General features: G+C 60.0%; 18 protein-coding genes. 12 read left to right on the top strand and 6 right to left on the bottom strand.

All coding sequences use genetic code 11. The features are described 5' to 3' along the window. Positions 1–197: 197 nt before the first annotated feature. From livH to AB4N92_RS18810, 8 genes are all read left to right on the top strand, one after another. On the top strand, positions 198–1,121 hold the full coding sequence (gene livH / locus AB4N92_RS18845) for a high-affinity branched-chain amino acid ABC transporter permease LivH (RefSeq protein ID WP_003172375.1): 924 nt from the start codon (positions 198–200) through the stop codon (positions 1,119–1,121). After that, positions 1,118–2,371 carry a high-affinity branched-chain amino acid ABC transporter permease LivM gene (locus AB4N92_RS18840; RefSeq protein WP_010212364.1) on the top strand — a complete coding sequence of 418 codons (1,254 nt, stop codon included), beginning with the start codon at positions 1,118–1,120 and terminating at the stop codon, positions 2,369–2,371. The genes livH and AB4N92_RS18840 overlap by 4 nt, the downstream gene beginning before the upstream one ends. After that, positions 2,368–3,135: a high-affinity branched-chain amino acid ABC transporter ATP-binding protein LivG gene (gene livG, locus AB4N92_RS18835; protein ID WP_010212365.1), complete on the top strand. Its 768-nt coding sequence runs from the start codon at positions 2,368–2,370 to the stop codon at positions 3,133–3,135. The genes AB4N92_RS18840 and livG overlap by 4 nt, the downstream gene beginning before the upstream one ends. Position 3,136: 1 nt before the next feature. Then, positions 3,137–3,838 carry an ABC transporter ATP-binding protein gene (locus AB4N92_RS18830; RefSeq protein ID WP_010212366.1) on the top strand — a complete coding sequence of 234 codons (702 nt, stop codon included), beginning with the start codon at positions 3,137–3,139 and terminating at the stop codon, positions 3,836–3,838. A gap of 260 nt (positions 3,839–4,098) precedes the next feature. After that, entirely contained in the window at positions 4,099–4,395 is a 297-nt protein-coding gene (locus AB4N92_RS18825) for a BufA1 family periplasmic bufferin-type metallophore (RefSeq protein ID WP_236266967.1), read from the top strand. Between the two features lie 23 nt (positions 4,396–4,418). After that, positions 4,419–5,297: an MNIO family bufferin maturase gene (gene bufB / locus AB4N92_RS18820; protein ID WP_021492388.1), complete on the top strand. Its 879-nt coding sequence runs from the start codon at positions 4,419–4,421 to the stop codon at positions 5,295–5,297. Beyond that, positions 5,294–6,070, top strand: coding sequence for an HvfC/BufC N-terminal domain-containing protein (locus tag AB4N92_RS18815; protein ID WP_042570683.1), 777 nt, complete (start codon positions 5,294–5,296; stop codon positions 6,068–6,070). Before bufB ends, AB4N92_RS18815 begins: the two co-directional genes overlap by 4 nt. Continuing rightward, complete coding sequence (locus AB4N92_RS18810) at positions 6,067–6,552, top strand: DoxX family protein (protein WP_010212370.1); 486 nt, start codon at positions 6,067–6,069, stop codon at positions 6,550–6,552. Before AB4N92_RS18815 ends, AB4N92_RS18810 begins: the two co-directional genes overlap by 4 nt. Here the strand turns inward: AB4N92_RS18810 and AB4N92_RS18805 are convergent. Further along, complete coding sequence (locus AB4N92_RS18805; RefSeq protein WP_021492390.1) at positions 6,549–7,457, bottom strand: LysR family transcriptional regulator; 909 nt, start codon at positions 7,455–7,457, stop codon at positions 6,549–6,551. The genes AB4N92_RS18810 and AB4N92_RS18805 overlap by 4 nt on opposite strands. Positions 7,458–7,562: 105 nt before the next feature. Here AB4N92_RS18805 and AB4N92_RS18800 point away from each other — a divergent pair, with 105 nt between their 5' ends. The 3 genes from AB4N92_RS18800 (at position 7,563) to AB4N92_RS18790 (ending at position 10,650) form a co-directional block, all read left to right on the top strand. Further along, positions 7,563–8,162: a short chain dehydrogenase gene (locus tag AB4N92_RS18800; protein ID WP_010212372.1), complete on the top strand. Its 600-nt coding sequence runs from the start codon at positions 7,563–7,565 to the stop codon at positions 8,160–8,162. Between the two features lie 96 nt (positions 8,163–8,258). After that, positions 8,259–8,930 carry a COG3650 family protein gene (locus tag AB4N92_RS18795; RefSeq protein WP_021492391.1) on the top strand — a complete coding sequence of 224 codons (672 nt, stop codon included), beginning with the start codon at positions 8,259–8,261 and terminating at the stop codon, positions 8,928–8,930. 106 nt (positions 8,931–9,036) lie between these two features. Continuing rightward, the gene (locus AB4N92_RS18790; protein ID WP_010212374.1) at positions 9,037–10,650 is read left to right on the top strand and encodes an NAD(P)/FAD-dependent oxidoreductase; all 1,614 of its coding nucleotides are present in this window, start codon (positions 9,037–9,039) and stop codon (positions 10,648–10,650) included. Between the two features lie 43 nt (positions 10,651–10,693). On the opposite strand, the gene AB4N92_RS18785 is transcribed toward AB4N92_RS18790, so the two are convergent. Beyond that, positions 10,694–11,788 carry a PLP-dependent cysteine synthase family protein gene (locus AB4N92_RS18785; RefSeq protein WP_010212375.1) on the bottom strand — a complete coding sequence of 365 codons (1,095 nt, stop codon included), beginning with the start codon at positions 11,786–11,788 and terminating at the stop codon, positions 10,694–10,696. Positions 11,789–12,005: 217 nt separating this feature from the next. On the opposite strand from AB4N92_RS18785, the gene nhaA reads away from it, so the two are divergent. Beyond that, a complete protein-coding gene (gene nhaA / locus AB4N92_RS18780) occupies positions 12,006–13,199 on the top strand; it encodes a Na+/H+ antiporter NhaA (protein WP_010212376.1) in 1,194 nt (397 codons plus the stop codon). Between the two features lie 726 nt (positions 13,200–13,925). Here nhaA and AB4N92_RS18775 read toward each other — a convergent pair. The 4 genes from AB4N92_RS18775 to AB4N92_RS18760 form a co-directional block, all read right to left on the bottom strand. Further along, positions 13,926–14,390, bottom strand: coding sequence for an outer membrane lipoprotein (locus AB4N92_RS18775; RefSeq protein WP_003189251.1), 465 nt, complete (start codon positions 14,388–14,390; stop codon positions 13,926–13,928). A 269-nt stretch (positions 14,391–14,659) separates the two neighbouring features. Further along, the gene (gene pdxH / locus AB4N92_RS18770) at positions 14,660–15,307 is read right to left on the bottom strand and encodes a pyridoxamine 5'-phosphate oxidase (protein WP_045791231.1); all 648 of its coding nucleotides are present in this window, start codon (positions 15,305–15,307) and stop codon (positions 14,660–14,662) included. Positions 15,308–15,334: 27 nt separating this feature from the next. Further along, positions 15,335–16,489 (bottom strand): OmpA family protein, encoded by a 1,155-nt coding sequence (locus AB4N92_RS18765; protein ID WP_460127852.1) that lies wholly within the window; start codon positions 16,487–16,489, stop codon positions 15,335–15,337. 143 nt (positions 16,490–16,632) lie between these two features. Further along, positions 16,633–17,778: an EstA family serine hydrolase gene (locus tag AB4N92_RS18760; RefSeq protein ID WP_010212380.1), complete on the bottom strand. Its 1,146-nt coding sequence runs from the start codon at positions 17,776–17,778 to the stop codon at positions 16,633–16,635. Between the last annotated feature and the right edge of the window lie 40 nt (positions 17,779–17,818).

The following is a 17,818-nucleotide window of genomic DNA, read 5'->3' as shown; positions in this document are numbered from 1 at the left end:
GAGAGCAGTGGGCTTTGTTTTACGAGGTTTATGGGCCTGACACCCGCGATCCGGGCGCTGGCTCACCTGAAAATCTTAAAACCGTCACCAGCGGTTCGCTGGCAAACGCTTTGTGCAAATGTGCTCACAGAACACAGCACGGGGCCGGAACATGACTCCACCAGTGAAATGCGTATCGGGTTTTTAGGAGCGCTGTAATGCCTGAGATCTATCATTTTTTCCAACAGCTGGTTAATGGCCTGACCATTGGCAGCACCTATGCCTTGATAGCCATTGGCTACACAATGGTTTACGGCATCATTGGAATGATTAACTTCGCCCATGGCGAGGTCTACATGATTGGTTCCTACGTGGCCTTTATCGCCCTTGCCGGGTTGGCCATGATGGGTATCCACTCCCTGCCGCTGTTGATGACCGCTGCGTTCCTTGCGTCGATCGTCGTAACCAGTGCCTATGGCTACAGTATCGAGCGCGTTGCCTATCGCCCCTTGCGTGGCAGCAACCGTTTGATCCCGCTGATTTCCGCCATTGGCATGTCGATTTTCCTACAGAACACCGTATTGCTGTCCCAGGATTCCAAGGACAAGTCCATTCCCAACCTGATCCCGGGGAGCTTCTCCTTCGGTCCGGGTGGTGCGGAAGAAGTCCTGATTTCCTACATGCAGATCCTGGTTTTCGTCGTCACTCTGGTGGCGATGCTGGGCCTGACCCTGTTCATCTCCCGCTCCCGTCTGGGGCGCGCCTGTCGGGCCTGCGCCGAAGACATCAAGATGGCCAACCTGCTGGGCATCAACACCAACAACATCATCGCCCTGACCTTCGTGATCGGCGCCGCGCTGGCCGCCGTTGCGGCGGTGCTGCTGAGCATGCAGTACGGCGTGATCAACCCCAACGCCGGTTTCCTGGTAGGCCTCAAGGCCTTTACCGCGGCGGTATTGGGCGGCATCGGCAGTATTCCGGGCGCGATGCTCGGTGGCCTGGTGCTGGGTGTGGCCGAAGCCTTTGGCGCCGATATCTTCGGCGACCAGTACAAGGACGTCGTGGCGTTCGGCCTGTTGGTTCTGGTGCTGTTGTTCCGTCCGACCGGCATCCTGGGCCGTCCGGAGGTTGAGAAAGTATGAGCAGATATCTTAAATCGGCGTTCTTCAGCGCCTTGCTGGTATGGGCCGTGGCCTTTCCGGTACTCGGTCTCAAGCTGAGCATTGTCGGCATCAATCTGGAAGTGCATGGCACCGGTCCCGTGACCCTGACCATCATTGCCCTCTGCTCGGTGCTGATGTTCCTGCGCGTGCTGTTCACCCAGCAGGTCGGTGCCCTGTTCAAGAGCAACCGTGGTCCGTTGGTGTCGCCCAAGGTCAGCCAATTCCTGACCCTGCCACGCACGCAGCGCTACATCATCATTGCCCTGATCATCGCCGCACTCATTTGGCCGTTCTTCGGCTCGCGCGGCGCGGTCGATATCGCCACCCTGATCCTGATCTACGTGTTGCTGGGCCTTGGCCTGAACATCGTGGTCGGCCTGGCCGGCCTGCTCGATCTGGGTTACGTGGGCTTCTATGCCGTGGGTGCCTACACCTACGCACTGCTCTCGCATTACCTAGGCTGGAGTTTCTGGATCTGCCTGCCATTGGCGGGCATGGCGGCGGCCACGTTCGGCTTCCTGCTGGGCTTCCCGGTACTGCGCCTGCGCGGTGACTACCTGGCGATCGTGACCCTGGGCTTCGGTGAAATCATCCGTCTGTTCCTGCGTAACCTCACCGACATCACCGGCGGCCCCAACGGTATCAGCAGCATCCCCAAGCCGACGTTCTTCGGGCTGTCGTTCGACCGTACCGCCGCTGAAGGCATGCAGACCTTCCACGAATACTTCGGGATCGACTACAACCCCGTGAGCAAAGTGGTGTTCCTGTACCTGGTGGCGCTGTTACTGGCATTGGCCGCCTTGTTCGTGATCAACCGCCTGCTGCGCATGCCGATCGGCCGCGCGTGGGAAGCGTTGCGCGAAGATGAGATCGCCTGCCGCGCACTGGGCCTGAACCCGACCATCATCAAACTCTCCGCGTTCACCCTGGGGGCTGCGTTCGCCGGTTTCGCCGGCAGCTTCTTCGCCGCTCGCCAAGGCCTGGTGACCCCGGAGTCGTTCACCTTCATCGAGTCGGCGATCATCCTCGCCATCGTGGTATTGGGTGGCATGGGCTCGCAACTGGGCGTGATCCTGGCGGCGATCGTGATGATCCTGCTGCCGGAAATGATGCGTGAGTTCAGCGAATACCGCATGTTGATGTTCGGCGCCATGATGGTGCTGATGATGATCTGGCGTCCTCAAGGCCTGCTGCCCATGCAACGTCCACACATGGAGCTGCGCAAATGAGCCGCGAGATCCTGAAAGTCGAAAATCTGAGCATGCGCTTCGGCGGTTTGCTAGCGGTCAACGGCGTAGCCCTGACCGTCAAAGAAAAACAAGTCGTCGCGCTGATCGGCCCCAACGGCGCCGGCAAGACCACGGTGTTCAACTGCCTCACCGGTTTCTACAAGCCGAGCGGTGGCAGCATCCTGCTGGACGGCCAACCGATCCAGGGCCTGGCCGGTCACGAGATCGCCCGCAAAGGCGTAGTGCGGACCTTCCAGAACGTGCGGTTGTTCAAGGACATGACGGCGGTCGAAAACCTGCTGATCGCCCAGCACCGCCACCTGAACACCAATTTCTTCGCAGGCTTGTTCAAGACCCCGGCGTTCCGCAAGAGCGAGCGCGAGGCCATGGAATATGCGGAGTACTGGCTGGACAAGGTCAACCTCACCGAGTTCGCCAACCGCCCCGCCGGCACCCTGGCCTATGGGCAGCAACGTCGCCTGGAAATCGCCCGTTGCATGATGACCCGTCCGCGGATCCTCATGCTCGACGAACCCGCGGCCGGCCTGAACCCCAAGGAAACCGAAGACCTCAAGGCCCTGATCAGCGTGTTGCGTGAGGAAAACAACGCCACCGTGCTGTTGATCGAACACGACATGAAACTGGTCATGAGCATTTCCGACCACATCGTGGTGATCAACCAGGGCACACCTTTGGCCAACGGCACGCCGGAGCAGATCCGCGACAATCCTGAAGTGATCAAAGCCTATTTGGGGGAAGCGTAAAATGCTGCAATTCGAAAACGTTTCCACTTTCTACGGCAAGATCCAGGCCCTGCACAGCGTCAACGTGGAAGTGCGCCAAGGCGAGATCGTCACGCTGATCGGCGCCAACGGTGCCGGCAAATCGACCTTGCTGATGACCCTGTGCGGTTCGCCGCAAGCCCACAGCGGCAGCATCCGCTACATGGGCGAAGAACTGGTGGGCCAGCAGTCGTCGCAGATCATGCGAAAGAGCATTGCGGTGGTGCCGGAAGGCCGTCGCGTGTTCTCGCGCCTGACCGTGGAAGAGAACCTGGCCATGGGCGGGTTCTTCACCGACAAGGGCGACTACCAGGAGCAGATGGACAAGGTGTTGCACCTGTTCCCGAGGCTCAAGGAACGCTTCAGTCAACGCGGCGGCACCATGTCCGGCGGTGAGCAGCAAATGCTCGCCATCGGCCGTGCGCTGATGAGCAAGCCCAAGCTGTTGCTGCTGGACGAACCTTCACTGGGCCTGGCGCCGATCATCATCCAGCAGATCTTCGACATCATCGAACAACTGCGCAAGGACGGTGTGACGGTGTTCCTGGTGGAACAGAATGCCAACCAGGCCTTGAAGATCGCTGACCGCGCCTATGTGCTGGAAAACGGCCGGGTGGTGATGCAAGGGACTGGCGAGCAGTTGCTGACCGATCCCAAGGTGCGCGAGGCGTACCTGGGCGGTTAAGAGACGGTTGCTGTAGGAACCCGATCAAAAATGTGGGAGCGGGCTTGCTCGCGAATAAAGTGGATCAGTCAGCACATTCAGTGACTGAAACACCGCATTCGCGAGCAAGCCCGCTCCCACATTTTGCTTTGTGTGATCCCTGAAACTTTCATTGTTTGAAATTATTTTCAAGCGATGTGTAACGAATCTCACCTTCCCGCCTCTAGTGGTGCAAGCAGGCACTCAAGCCCGCCAATTCAACCCACTGCTGGAGATTCACCATGACTACCAAACTGTCCGCCGCCGCCCTCGTCCTGGCCCTCGGTTCCGCCCTGAGCCTGTCCACCCTGGCCACCACCGCCCACGCCGCCGACGACATGCAGAAATGCTTTGGCGTCGCCGAAGCCGGCAAGAACGATTGCGCCGCGGGTGCTGGCACTTCCTGCGCCGGCACCTCGAAAACCAAAGACCAGGCCAACGCCTGGAAACTGGTCCCGGCCGGCACCTGCCTCAAGACCCCAAGCTCCACCTCGCCGACCGGTTTCGGCCAGGAAGCGGCCTTCACTGCCAAGTCCTGATCCCTCGCAAAACCTGAGTACTGATGATGACTCTTTCATCCCTGCACGCCATCTCCCAGGCTCAGGCGCCCGGCCTCCCCCGCCGGGCCGGGCTGGGGCTCAAGCATGAGCATTTCCTTGAAGTGCTGGAGACCTCACCCGACATCGGTTTTTTTGAAGTGCACGCCGAAAACTACATGGTGGCCGGCGGCCCGTTTCATCATTACCTGGGGTTGATCCGCGAACAGTACCCGTTGTCCTTGCACGGTGTGGGCCTGTCCATTGGCGGCGAACACCCGCTGGACCGTGAGCACCTGGCACGGTTGGCCACGCTGATCGATCGCTATCAACCCCAGTCTTTTTCCGAACACCTGGCCTGGTCGAGCCATGGCCCGGTGTTCCTCAATGACCTGCTGCCCCTGGCCTACGACAGCGCGACCCTGCAACGGGTGTGCGAACACATTGACCAGGTACAGAGCACCTTGAAGCGCCCAATGCTGCTGGAAAACCCGTCGACTTATCTGCAATTCCAGCGCTCGACCCTGGACGAGACCGACTTCATCAGCGAAATCATCCGCCGCACCGGCTGTGGTTTGCTGCTGGACGTCAACAACGTCTATGTGTCGTGCATCAACCATCAGCGCGATCCACTCGCCTACATCGATGCCCTGCCGCTGCAGGCCGTCGGCGAAATTCATCTGGCCGGTTTTGCCGAAGACACTGACAGCCTCGGTGATCGCTTGCTGATCGATGATCACGGCGCGCCAATCGATAACGCCGTGTGGCAGCTGTACGAAAAAGTACTGGCACACGTTGGCTCGGTTGCGACCCTGATCGAGCGGGATAACCAGGTGCCAGCATTCGGCGCACTGCTGGCCGAGGCTCAACAGGCCGAATGGCATCTGTCGCAGGTGACCCCATGAGCCTGCATGACGAGTTCGCCGAGGCCTTGTTGGCGCCGGATCTGGCCTGCCCCGATGGCCTGTTCAGCAGCAATGGCGCCGACCCTGCCAGCCGCTTTGTGGTGTATCGCAACAACGTGCACAGCGCGTTGATCAACGCACTGGCAACGGCTTACCCGGTGACATTACAACTGGTGGGCGAGGAATTTTTCCGCGCAATGGCCGGCCTGTTTGTGCAGGCTTGCCCACCCACCAGCCCGTTGATCAGCGAGTACGGCAGTGCGTTCGCGGCGTTTATCCAGGACTTCGAGCCTGCCGCCAGCGTGCCCTACCTGGCCGATGTCGCACGCCTGGAACGCTTGCGCGTGCGTGCCTACCACGCAGCAGATACCCAGCCGCTGGAACAGCAGGCGGTTCTCCAAGCACTGCAAGGCCAGTCAGCCCTGGGGAAATTGCGCCTGCAACTGCACCCCTCCCTTGCCACATTGAATTCAACTTATGCGGTGGTAGCCATCTGGGCCGCACACCAGCTCGAAGGTGGCCTGGCCACCCTGAATCCCTGGCACGCCCAGGGTGCGCTGGTCATGCGTCAGGGCCTGAAGGTCCAGGTCTTTGCTATCGACCACGGTTCAGCCACGTTTATCGACAGCCTGGCCCATGGCACGCCCTTGGAAATAGCCGTGGAGCAGGCGCTTGAAGTGTCAGTCGAGTTCGACCTGCACCAATGCCTGACGCTGCTGATCAGCCACAACGCCATCACTCATTTGTATCCAGAACAAAAGGTATCGCCATGAATACTCGTCCGTCGTACCTGATCAATCGGGTCATCGCGCTTTTCGAGCAGATCCCCTACAGCCTGATCGCCTTTCTCGCACGTTTTTCCATTGCCGCGGTGTTCTGGAAATCCGGGCAAACCAAAGTCGAAGGCTTCGCGATTGATTTGATCAGCGGCACCTTCCAACTGGGTGAACCCAAACTGGCAGCCTCAACGTTGCCGTTGTTTCGCAGCGAATACCACGTGCCCCTGTTATCGCCCGAAGTCGCAGCGCCTATGGCCGCATTTGCCGAGCACTTTTTCCCGGTATTGATCCTGGTGGGCTTTGCCACACGCTTCTCGGCCTTGGCCCTGATCGGCATGACCCTGGTGATTCAGCTGTTCGTCTACCCGGACGCCTACCCGACCCACGGGACCTGGATCGCGCTGCTATTGTTGCTGGTGGCCAAAGGGCCGGGACGTCTGTCCATCGATCACCTGATCGCCCGTCGCTATGCTTAAAGCCGATCCAGGGCCTCGCCGCTGCGCTTGAACCAACCCACCAGATAATCGGCTAACACCTGGGTGCGGCGCGGCAAACCGCCCTGATAGGGATGCACCAGGTACATCGGCATGCTCCGCGTCTGATAATCGCGCAGGAGCCAGCGCAAACGGCCGTCCGCTAATTCCGCGGGGAGAACGTAGGACGGCAGCCGCGCAATACCGGCGCCCACCAATGCGGCCTTTTTCAACAGGTTGTAGTGGTTGGAGGCGAATGTGCCGCTGACCCGCACCCGCAGCAATTCGTGCTGCTGGTGATACAGCCACTCTTCACGCCCGCTGTAATGGCTGTTGAGCAGGCAGGTGTGCGCGGCCAGGTCGGACGGGGTCTGCGGCTCGCCATGCTCCTCAAGGTAGGCTGGGCTGGCGCAGGTCATCTCATGCCAGGCCAACAACGGCTTGGCCACCAGGCGCTCATTCTCGATCGCGCCTAAGCGTACCCCCAGGTCAAAGCCATCCCGCGCCAGGTCGCGGTAGCTGTTGTTGAGCTCCAGCTCGATCTGTACCTGCGGGTACTGCTTGGAAAACTCCAGCAACAATCCGTCGAAGAAGGTCTCGCCCAGCGACACCGGCACCGTCATGCGTACCGGCCCAGCCAGATCATCCTTGAGCCGGGCCAACGCCTGTCGGGCACGATCCACCTGCACCACCAATGCCTGGGCCTGGGGCAGCAACGCTGCGCCGGCCGCGGTCAGGCTAAGCTTGCGGGTGGTGCGGTGCAGCAATACCACGGAAAACCGCGCTTCCAACTGGCTGATCCGCTTGGACAACTGCCCTTTGCTGCAGCCCAATTGCTCGGCGGCCACGGTAAAACTACCGGCTTCGATCAGTACCGCAAACGCGGCCAGGTCATCCATGTCACTCACGGATTGTTTCCATTTGAAAACCAAAGGTTGCCTATTAGCACGTTTATTCGCAAAAAAAGCCACTCTAGACTGAACCCTCACTTAACTCCCTGGAGGAACAGCACCATGAAAATCCTATTGATTGGCGCCAGCGGCACTGTCGGTTCAGCGATCAAGGCGGAACTGGCCCAGCGTCACGACGTGATCAGCATCGGCCGCAACAGCGGTGACTTCCAGGTGGATATCAGCGACAGCGCGTCGATCCGCAAACTGTTCGAACAGACCGGCAAGTTCGATGCCCTGGTCTGTGCGGCAGGCAGCGTGAAGTTCGTGGCGCTAGGCGAGATGAGCGAAGGCGATTTCGAACTGGGCCTGCGTGACAAACTGATGGGCCAGGTCAACCTGCTGCTGATCGGCCGCGAATACGCCAACGATGGCGCCTCATTCACCTTCACCAGTGGCATTCTGAACCGCGACCCGATTCGCACCGGGGCTTCAGCTGCGCTGGTCAATGGTGCGCTGGATGCTTTCGTCAAAGCAGCGGCAATCGAGCTGCCACGTGGCCTGCGTGTCAACTCGGTGAGCCCGACGGTGTTACTGGAAGCCATGGACAGCTACGCACCGTACTTCCGTGGCTACAAACCGGCGCCGGGCGCCGACGTGGCATTGGCCTACGCAAAAAGTGTGGAAGGCTTGCAGACCGGCCAGACGTTTATCGTGGGGTGATCAGGCTGCCTGTCAGAATTACCTGAAGCTAACGGGCGGGGTTGTGATGCAGCGCAGGCCTGCGTAACGTGGCGGCACTTGTCTGGAGACCCGATAATGCGTGCCGCCCATACCCTTGCCCTACTTGCCTTGTTTCCCCTGTTTGGCGCCTGCCAGATGTTCGATAACGATCCGGCCAAGCCTTCTACGGCCGGGCTGACCCGAATGCAGGGCGAACTCACCGCAGTCGGCGGCAAACTGCTGTTCCAGCCGTGCAATGACAAACGCAACTACGTGGTCAACGACACCGGCGGCACCAGCATCCTGCAGGAAGCGGCCTCCCTCGCCGGCGAGCAAGGCGCGTTGTTTGCCGACCTGCGTGGCAAGTTCTCCGGGGTCGCCAGCGGCACCCAGGGCAGCGTCGACCTGCAACAACTCTACCGCGTCGAGCGCTCGACGTCGGCCTGCGACGACCCGGACTTCAAACGCATGATCCTGCGCGCCAACGGCCACAAACCGACCTGGGTGATGAACGTCACCGCCAAGGGCCTGGTGCTGGAGCGCGAAGGCCAGCCGCCACTGGCGGTGCCCTATGTGGAAGAACAAATCGGTGACGGCCGCTTCAACCTGATGACCGAAGCCAACAACCAGCACGTGGAATTGTGGGTAGCCCCGCAGCGTTGCGTCGACCCGGTCAGCGGCAGCCTGCAACACATGACCGCCGAGTTGCGCGTCAACGGCCAGGTGCAGCGCGGTTGCGCGTCGTTCGGCGGCTCGCGCGACGACTGACGCGACCCCACGCTGTTTTAACATGACGGGAAACCGCCATTGAGGCTTATAATCGCCGGTTTGCAAAACAGCCGGCCTCCGAGCCCGCCGCCTACCGGATCCTGTCATGTTACGAATCACCGAACTCAAGCTGCCCATCGACCATCCCGAAGAAGACCTGCGGCCCGCCATCGTGCAGCGCCTGGGCATCGCCAGTGATGACCTGCTCGATTTCACCCTGTTCAAGCGTAGCTACGACGCCCGCAAGAAATCGTCGGAGCTGTGCTTCATCTACACCGTCGACTTGAATGTTAAGGGCGAAGCCGCCCTGCTGCTCAAGTTCGCCGATGATCGCAACGTCAACCCCGCGCCAGATGTCAGCTACAAAGTCGTGGGCCAGGCGCCGGAAGGCCTGGTTGAACGGCCGATCGTAGTGGGTTTCGGCCCATGCGGGATCTTTGCCGGGCTGTTGTTGGCACAAATGGGCTTCAAGCCGATCATCCTTGAGCGCGGCAAGGAAGTACGCCAGCGCACCAAGGACACTTGGGGCCTGTGGCGCAAAAGCGTGCTCAACCCAGAGTCCAACGTGCAGTTCGGGGAAGGTGGCGCCGGGACCTTTTCCGACGGCAAGCTGTACAGCCAGATCAAAGACCCGAAATTCCACGGCCGCAAAGTCCTGCACGAGTTCGTCAAGGCCGGTGCACCGGAAGAAATCCTCTACGTCAGCAAACCGCATATCGGTACGTTCCGCCTGACCGGTGTGGTAGAGAACATGCGCGAGCAGATCATCGCCCTCGGCGGTGAAGTGCGTTTCGAGCAGCGGGTTACCGACGTGCTGATCGAGGACGGCCAGTTGAACGGCGTGGTCGTCGATGGTGGCGAGCAAATCCTGTCCAAGCACGTGATCCTGGCCCTGGGTCACAGCGCCCGCGACACCTTCCGCATGCTCCACGGCCGTGGTGTGTACATGGAAGCCAAGCCGTTTTCGGTGGGTTTCCGCATCGAGCACCCGCAATCACTGATCGACGCCGCGCGCCTGGGCAAATACGCCGGGCATCCGAAACTTGGCGCCGCCGACTACAAGCTGGTGCACCACGCCAAGAACGGCCGCTCGGTCTACAGCTTTTGCATGTGCCCAGGCGGCACCGTGGTCGCGGCGACTTCCGAGCCGAACCGCGTGGTCACCAACGGCATGAGCCAATATTCGCGCAACGAGCGCAATGCCAACTCCGGCATCGTGGTCGGCATCACTCCGGAGGTGGATTACCCGGGCGGTCCGCTGGCAGGTATCGAGCTGCAGGAGCGCCTGGAGTCCCACGCTTATGTCCTCGGTGGCAGCAACTACGAGGCGCCGGCGCAGTTGGTGGGTGACTTCATCGCCGGCAAGCCGTCCACAGCGATCGGCAGCGTGGAACCGTCCTACAAACCAGGTGTTTCCCTGGGAGACTTGGCGCTGGCCTTGCCGGACTTCGCCATCGAAGCGATCCGCGAAGCCCTGCCGGCGTTCGAGAAGCAGATCAAAGGCTACTCGCTGCACGATGCCGTGTTGACCGGCATTGAAACGCGCACTTCGTCGCCGCTGCGGATTACCCGTAACGAATCGATGCAGAGCTTGAACGTGAAAGGTCTGTTCCCGGCGGGGGAAGGCGCCGGTTATGCCGGAGGGATTCTGTCGGCAGGTGTGGATGGGATTCGCATTGCCGAGGCGTTGGCGCGGGACATGTTGGGCCTGCAAGCCTGACACATTCCCTTGTAGAAGCCCGGCTCGCCGGGCTTCTACAACGTTAAATGTTGGCGCGCAGAATACTGTCCGGCAACGGCTCGCCGCGCTCGACACTGGCCGCAACCGCCGCAATCAACCCGTCCAGCGCATACCCCTGCCCCGCCAGCCAGGCCTGATCGTAGTAAGTTGTGGCGTAGCGCTCACCGCCATCACACAAGATCGCCACAATCGAGCCCGACTCTCCCGCCGCTCTCATCTGCTGCGCCGCCACCAAAGCGCCAACCAGGTTAGTCCCGCTCGAACCGCCGACCCGCCGCCCCAACCGCTCGGCCAGGTAGTGCATGGCCGCCAGCGACAGTGCATCCGGCACCTTGACCATCGCATCGATCACCTTGGGCAAAAACGATGCCTCGACCCGTGGCCGACCAATGCCCTCAATCCGCGAACCGCAGTCCAGGCGCAAACTGGCATCACCACTCTGGTAGAAATCAAAGAACACCGAGCGTTCGGCATCGGCACACAACACGCGGGTGCAATGCTGGCGATAACGTACATAACGACCGAGGGTCGCGGTGGTGCCGCCCGTACCGGGGCTGGAGATCAACCAGCTCGGTTCTGGATGTTGCTCGAAACGCATCTGCTGGAAGATCGACTCAGCGATGTTGTTGTTTGCCCGCCAGTCGGTGGCGCGCTCAGCGTAGGTGAACTGGTCCATGAAGTGACCGCCACTTTCCCGCGCCAGACGTTCGGATTCGGCATAGATCTGCGTGGGATCCTGTACCAGGTGGCTCTTGCCGCCGTAGAAGGCAATCTGCGCGATTTTCTCCTGGGACGTGGTGGCCGGCATCACCGCAATAAACGGCAGACCGAGCAGGCGCGCGAAGTAGGCTTCAGAAATCGCCGTCGAACCGCTGGATGCTTCGATCACCGGCGCGCCCGGCTTGAGCCAGCCATTGCACAGCGCGTAGAGAAACAGCGAACGCGCCAGCCGATGCTTCAGGCTACCGGTGGGGTGGCTGGACTCGTCCTTGAAGTAAAGCTCGATGCCCGGCAACCCCGGCAGCGGCAAAGGGATCAAGTGCGTGTCCGCGCTGCGCTGGAAGTCAGCTTCAATGATGCGAATGGCTTCGCGAGCCCAGGGACGATGGTCACTCATGGAGAGTTTCTCTAAAGGGTGTAAGCCCTGATTTTAGGGGGTTTCCTACGTGTCACACAGATACAGTACCGATTCAATCGGGCGCACAATTGCTAGGTTCAATCGCAACGTCATTCCAAACCGTCGCTTATAACAAATAAGAATATAACTTTTGTTTTAACAACTAACGGTACGGGTTAGGGTACCCACCTATTGAATCTGGATTGGAGAGCATCCCTTGCCTCTGCGTAGCACTTTTACCCGTTTCTTCCAGCTGGAAGCCGCCAGCGGTCTGTTATTGATCGCGGCTGCGGCACTGGCGTTGATCATCAACAACTCCCCTTTGTCGCACCTGTACGCTGCGTTTCTTGATGTACCGGTGGTGGCGCAGATCGGCGCGTTGAAAATCGCCAAACCGGCCTTGCTGTGGATCAACGATGGCCTGATGGCCCTGTTCTTCCTGTTGATAGGTCTGGAGGTCAAACGTGAGTTGCTCGACGGCCACCTGTCAAAGCCCTCGCAAGTGGTACTGCCCGGCGCAGCGGCTATCGGCGGCATGGTCGTGCCGGCGTTGATCTACTGGGCGATCAACAAGGATTACCCCGCCGCACTCTCCGGCTGGGCGATTCCCATGGCGACCGACATCGCCTTCGCCCTCGGCGTGCTGGCCTTGCTGGGCAAGCGCGTGCCGGTGTCGCTGAAGCTGTTCCTGATGACCTTGGCGATCATTGACGACCTTGGCGCGATCATCGTGATTGCCGTGTTCTATTCCGCCGACCTGTCCGGCGCCGCCCTGGCGGGCGCAGCTGCCTGTCTGGTTGCCTTGATTGCGATGAACCGCCTGGGCGTCATCAAGCTCGGACCATACCTGATCATTGGGCTGATCCTGTGGGTGTGCGTACTCAAGAGCGGTGTTCACGCGACGCTTGCGGGTGTGACATTGGCATTCTGCATCCCGATGCGCACCAAGAACGCCGAGCCCTCACCGCTGCTCACGCTGGAACACGCGCTTCACCCGTGGGTGGCCTACGGTATTTTGCCGCTGTTTGCCTTCGCCAACGCCGGCGTATCCCTGACCGGCGTCAGCCTGGAAAGCTTCACTCACCATGTGCCGATGGGCATTGCCGCCGGTTTGTTGATCGGCAAGACCGTGGGTGTGTTTGGCCTCACCTGGCTGGCCATCAAGACCGGCCTCGCTGCCTTGCCCAACGGCGCCAACTGGGGCCAGGTGTTTGGTGTGGCGATCCTCTGCGGCATCGGCTTTACCATGAGCCTGTTTGTCGGTTCGCTGGCGTTTGTGCCGGGTGCCAGTGAGTTTGCTGGGGAGGACCGGATGGGGATTCTGACGGGGTCGATATTGGCCGCGTGTATTGGTTATGCGGTGACGGCGATGGCGAGTCGCAAGAAGGCCGAAACTTCAGGTTTGAACTGACAGCGCCGAAAACCAAAAAGCCGCCTCGGCTTAAACCGAGGCGGCTCCACTTTTCAGACCTTACCGGTCATCGAAGCTGTCCCGCAGAAATACCCACACGTGGTAGACACGCAGGCTATTCACTACGAGGTTCCACGTACGTCGTGCAAACTTCGACATACTCGGCCCTCCTAACGTTAGGCCTTACCTCCAGCGCACTTACCGGAACACGTGAGCCTTTGGATGCAGGTCAATGCATCTTTGAGGCGGCCGGGTTGATGGGCTTCCCGCATGAATCCGGCACGGCTTACTAGCCCGTGGCGATCAGTCCAAAAATTCGCGCGCGTACCCGGCTCGCCTATTAGCGAAAAACGTAGAACAAGGGGGGAGCCTAACGAATCTCCCGAATGAAGGTGTGACGAAAAGTGGTTAAATATCCAGTACTGCTTATGAGATCTATTGCAATTTTTTGCAGTAAAAATTGAAAACAGAAAAGCGTCAAGAATGGCCTTCGTCGACTTCTCTCAACCTTGCATGACGGTGTGACCGGAGGTAATATCCCGGCCGCAGGTCAATGCATCTTTGAAGTCGCAGCCCCGTCAACAATGGGGTTCGCAATAAAAAACCGCCCTACTAAGGCGGTTTTTTAATGCCTGCATTTTTTGCAGTTCAACCCGGCCACACCCCATAAAACCAAAAACCCCAACCGGTCACCCGGCTGGGGTTTTGTAGTTCTACAACCAGCGCTTAACGCGTAACGCGGCTAGTACCATCAACAGTCATGATGCGCACACGGTCACCAATGCGGAAGATTTCATTCTCCTGCACAGCCTGCACGTAGGCACGCATGCTGCCGTCGTCTTCGCGAACGGTGATTTCTACACCTTGAGTGCGAGTCAGGCCTTCTTCGGTGGCCGAACCCAGCAGGCCGCCAGCGACGGCGCCGATCACTGCGGTCACGATGCTGCCACGGCCGCCGCCGATGGCGCTGCCGCCAACGCCGCCGATGACTGCGCCGGCTGCACCGCCGATTGGGGTCTTGGTACCTTCGATTTTTACCGGACGCAGGGATTCGATGGTCCCCATGCGCACGGTCTGTACACGACGCGCTTCGTCACGGGAATACGAGTCGCCGGTCAGACTCGAGGCGCAGCCACCCAGCAGCAACGACAGGGTGGTAAAGCAGGCAACCAGTAAAACTGACTTACGCATAGCATCAACTCCAAAGGACAGGTGGTCATTAAACGCTGCAGCTTGACGCCTGTCACGGCAAGCACCGCAAAAAATTGCTTTCATTCAGCCTTAGTACAGACTGCCCACACCAGAAAACTCGACGAACGGTAGTTCTACCTTCAAGGTTTACATTGATTGTAGTCGCAACTGTCGCCGAGAACTCGGCGCGGCAGTACACGTCCGACGTCTCTGGAATAGAGACGTCGGAGTGACGGGATGCATTCAACGGAAATGACGAAAGGTGCAGCTCAGGGCGCCAGGCGTTCGCGGGTCCAGTCGGCCCCTTGCAGGCGATAGTTCAGACGGTCATGCAAACGGCTGGCACGACCCTGCCAGAACTCGATGCGCTCCGGCAGCAAGCGATAGCCACCCCAATGCTCAGGGCAGTCGGGCTGGGTTTCGCTGAAACGCTGTTCGGTGGCCTTCAGCAGGTCCTGCAGTTCCTCTCGATCACGAATGACCTGGCTCTGCGGCGACGCCCAGGCGCCCAGTCGACTCCCCAGCGGGCGGACCTGATAATAAGCGTCCGACTCTTCAGCCGTGACTTTCACCACCCGCCCCTCGATCCGCACTTGGCGCTCCAGGGTCGGCCAGAAGAAGGTCATGGCCGCAAAGGGCCGCGCCGCGAGCTGCTGGCCCTTGGCACTCTGATAGTTCGTAAAGAAGGTAAAACCCTGCGCGTCCAGGCCCTTGAGCAGCAGGATGCGGCAGTGCGGGCGACCGTCCTGGTCAACCGTGGCCAGGGTCATGGCATTGGCCTCCACCGGTGGCTGCTCGGTTTTCACCGCGTCAGCAAACCACTGATGGAACAAGGCAAATGGCTCGCTCGGGGCCTGGGCCTCGCTCAAACCATCCCGTGTGTAGTCACGGCGCATATCGGCCAGTGCCTGGGTCATGCGGCTTTATCCTTCTGGTTCAGCGGATCAGTTTTTGGCCTGGTCGTTAGCCGGTGCCGCAGCCTTGGCTTTGGCCGGCGCAGGCTTTTTGGCAGCAGGCTTGGCCGGGGCTTTCTTGGCGGCTGGCTTGGCGGCGGCTTTCTTGGCTGGCGCCTTTTTAGCCGTAGCTTTGGCAGCTGGAGCCGGAGTCGGAGCGGGAACATTCTGCACGGCAACCATCTCGGCGACAGGCGGGGTCTTGCCCGACTGGTACTTGCTCAGCAGCGCCAGCATGGTGGTGCGCTGGGTCAACATGATTTCCATGCGACGGTTCAGGGCACGGCCCTGATTGCTGTCGTTGGCGGCACGGGGCATCAGGTCGCCCATGCCACGCAACATCAGGCGATCCTGCTTCAGGCCGCTGAGGCTGAAGATCGAAGCGATGGATTGTGCACGCTCTTTGGTCAGCGCTTGGCTGGCCGGGGCGGTGCCGGTGGCATCCACATGGCCGAGTACCAGCACGGCGGTCTTGGGATCGGCTTCAACAGCCTTGGCAACGCGCGTGAACGGACCGAGGGTGACCGGCAGCAGCATGGTCGGGCGTTTCGGGTTGTAGGAACCGTCTACCGGCGCAATCACGACGAGCACGTTGTCGCGCCGCTCCAGTTGCAGGTTGCTGTCCTTGATGGCGGCGCGCAGGCGCGGCTCATAGTCGTCCAACCAGGCCTGGGTGATTTTCGGGTCAGGCATTGGCACGTTGGTCACGTCGACCTTGGCCAATGGCTTGGGTTTGCTTTCGAACGGCCACCACCAGCGGGTTTCGCTGTCTGTCTTGGCGACGGCCGGAGCAGTTGCAGGCTCGGCGGCCTTGAGATCGGCTTTCAGGTCAGCCTTGGCATCGGCGGCCTTTTCGTCGGCGCTCTTGGAAGAGAACGGCCACCAGCTGGAGCCGGTGTCAGCCTTGGCGGCTGGCGCCGGCGCGGCGGTGGCGGCTACCGGCGCTACAGGCTTGGCACCCGCAGCCGGCTTGGCGTCTGGCTTGGCGTCTGGCTTGGCGTCGGTTTGGGTCACTGCGTCCTTGGTCGCGGCCTTGTCAGATCCAAATGACCACCAATGCCCGCCCTCGGCATCATTTTGTGGAGTTTGTGCGCAGCCGGTAATAGTGAGGCATAGCGCCAGTGCCAAGGACTTGTTCGATAACATGAGATATCCACAAAATGAGAAAAGAAACGGGGGTCTGGATGACCCGTTAAACAGACGCTTACAGAACATCAAAGTTAGATCATTTCGTTCAGCGTCTTCTTATACTTGCCTTTGTAACAAAAAATCGTGAAACAGCAAGAGGTTTACAGACAACCGGCCAATATTCCGACCAACTTCTGCGCCCGGGGGTCCATAAGTACATAAGGTCCCAATGTATTAGTCACGAAACCAAACGCTACATCATGCTCTGGGTCGGCAAAGCCTACCGAGCCGCCTGCGCCGGGATGCCCGAATGCACGCGGGCCAAGGCCGAAGGTGGCATTGGGCAGCTGCGGTTGGTCCAACATGCAGCCCAGGCCAAAACGGGTTTGTGTCAATAATGTTTTATCCGGCCCGATACTGTGTTCGCGGGTCAATTGTTCAAGCATATCGGCTTCAAGCAAACTACCGTCCAATAAACCGCTATAAAAGCCTGCCAGGCTGCGTGCATTACCGTGACCATTTGCCGCCGGCTGCTGCATGCGGCGCCATTCAGGTTTATTAGTACTGGTCAGAATAGACGGCGGATTGGCAAATGCACGTGTGGTCATGGCCGAAGGTTCACGCATCATTACTTGCAGTAAACGTTGTGCGGCTTCATCGCCCATATTGCCTTTGCTGCGCGCTATATGTGCCACGCGATAAAACTCTGCATCCGCCAGGCCCACATGGAAATCCAGCCCAAGTGGCCGTGCAACCCGCGCCACGATTGACTCTCCCGGCCCGCGCCCATCGGCGCGACGCAGCAATTCACCCACCAGCCAGCCGTAGGTGATCGCCTCGTAGCCGTGGCCTTGGCCGGGCGTCCACCACGGGGCTTCTGCCGCCAGGGTGTCGACCATCAGTTGCCAGTCGTACAGGGCCTCGGTGGGGAGCATTTCGCGGATCGCCGGTAAACCAGCCTGGTGGCAGAGCAAGTGGCGCAGGGTAATGGTTTCTTTCCCGGCCGCAGCAAATTCCGGCCAATAGTTGGCCACGGGTGCATCCAGTTGCAACTTGCCTTCGGCCACCAGCTGCAGGGCCGTCACGGCTGTGAAGGTCTTGGTGCAGGAGAACAGGTTGACGATAGTGTCGCTGTGCCAGGCTTCGGCACCGTCCTTGTCGGCGGTACCGGCCCACAGGTCGACAACGGTTTCACCGCCGATCTGGATGCAGAGCCCGGCACCACGCTCCTGAGGGTCATCGAACAAGGCGGCGAAGGCTTCACGTACCGCTTCGAACTGGAGTTCGTAATGACCCTGAATCTGCACCTGAGCGCCCTCGAAAACATCAAAAAAGTGGCCGACATTG

The sequence above is a fragment of the Pseudomonas sp. S3_A09 genome (assembly GCF_054668065.1).
This window is presented reverse-complemented; position numbering and strand designations above follow the sequence as displayed.

What these genes read in the sequence shown, in the direction of transcription:
- AB4N92_RS18800 (WP_010212372.1), top strand. Translation starts at nt 7,563, where the DNA reads ATGAAAATCCTATTGATTGGCGCCAGCGGCACTGTCGGTTCAGCGATC.
- AB4N92_RS18790 (WP_010212374.1), top strand. Translation starts at nt 9,037, where the DNA reads ATGTTACGAATCACCGAACTCAAGCTGCCCATCGACCATCCCGAAGAA.
- AB4N92_RS18815 (WP_042570683.1), top strand. Translation starts at nt 5,294, where the DNA reads ATGAGCCTGCATGACGAGTTCGCCGAGGCCTTGTTGGCGCCGGATCTG.
- bufB (WP_021492388.1), top strand. Translation starts at nt 4,419, where the DNA reads ATGATGACTCTTTCATCCCTGCACGCCATCTCCCAGGCTCAGGCGCCC.
- AB4N92_RS18795 (WP_021492391.1), top strand. Translation starts at nt 8,259, where the DNA reads ATGCGTGCCGCCCATACCCTTGCCCTACTTGCCTTGTTTCCCCTGTTT.
- livH (WP_003172375.1), top strand. Translation starts at nt 198, where the DNA reads ATGCCTGAGATCTATCATTTTTTCCAACAGCTGGTTAATGGCCTGACC.
- livG (WP_010212365.1), top strand. Translation starts at nt 2,368, where the DNA reads ATGAGCCGCGAGATCCTGAAAGTCGAAAATCTGAGCATGCGCTTCGGC.
- pdxH (WP_045791231.1), bottom strand. Translation starts at nt 15,307, where the DNA reads ATGACCCAGGCACTGGCCGATATGCGCCGTGACTACACACGGGATGGT.
- AB4N92_RS18765 (WP_460127852.1), bottom strand. Translation starts at nt 16,489, where the DNA reads ATGTTATCGAACAAGTCCTTGGCACTGGCGCTATGCCTCACTATTACC.
- AB4N92_RS18840 (WP_010212364.1), top strand. Translation starts at nt 1,118, where the DNA reads ATGAGCAGATATCTTAAATCGGCGTTCTTCAGCGCCTTGCTGGTATGG.
- AB4N92_RS18830 (WP_010212366.1), top strand. Translation starts at nt 3,137, where the DNA reads ATGCTGCAATTCGAAAACGTTTCCACTTTCTACGGCAAGATCCAGGCC.
- AB4N92_RS18775 (WP_003189251.1), bottom strand. Translation starts at nt 14,390, where the DNA reads ATGCGTAAGTCAGTTTTACTGGTTGCCTGCTTTACCACCCTGTCGTTG.
- AB4N92_RS18785 (WP_010212375.1), bottom strand. Translation starts at nt 11,788, where the DNA reads ATGAGTGACCATCGTCCCTGGGCTCGCGAAGCCATTCGCATCATTGAA.
- AB4N92_RS18810 (WP_010212370.1), top strand. Translation starts at nt 6,067, where the DNA reads ATGAATACTCGTCCGTCGTACCTGATCAATCGGGTCATCGCGCTTTTC.
- AB4N92_RS18825 (WP_236266967.1), top strand. Translation starts at nt 4,099, where the DNA reads ATGACTACCAAACTGTCCGCCGCCGCCCTCGTCCTGGCCCTCGGTTCC.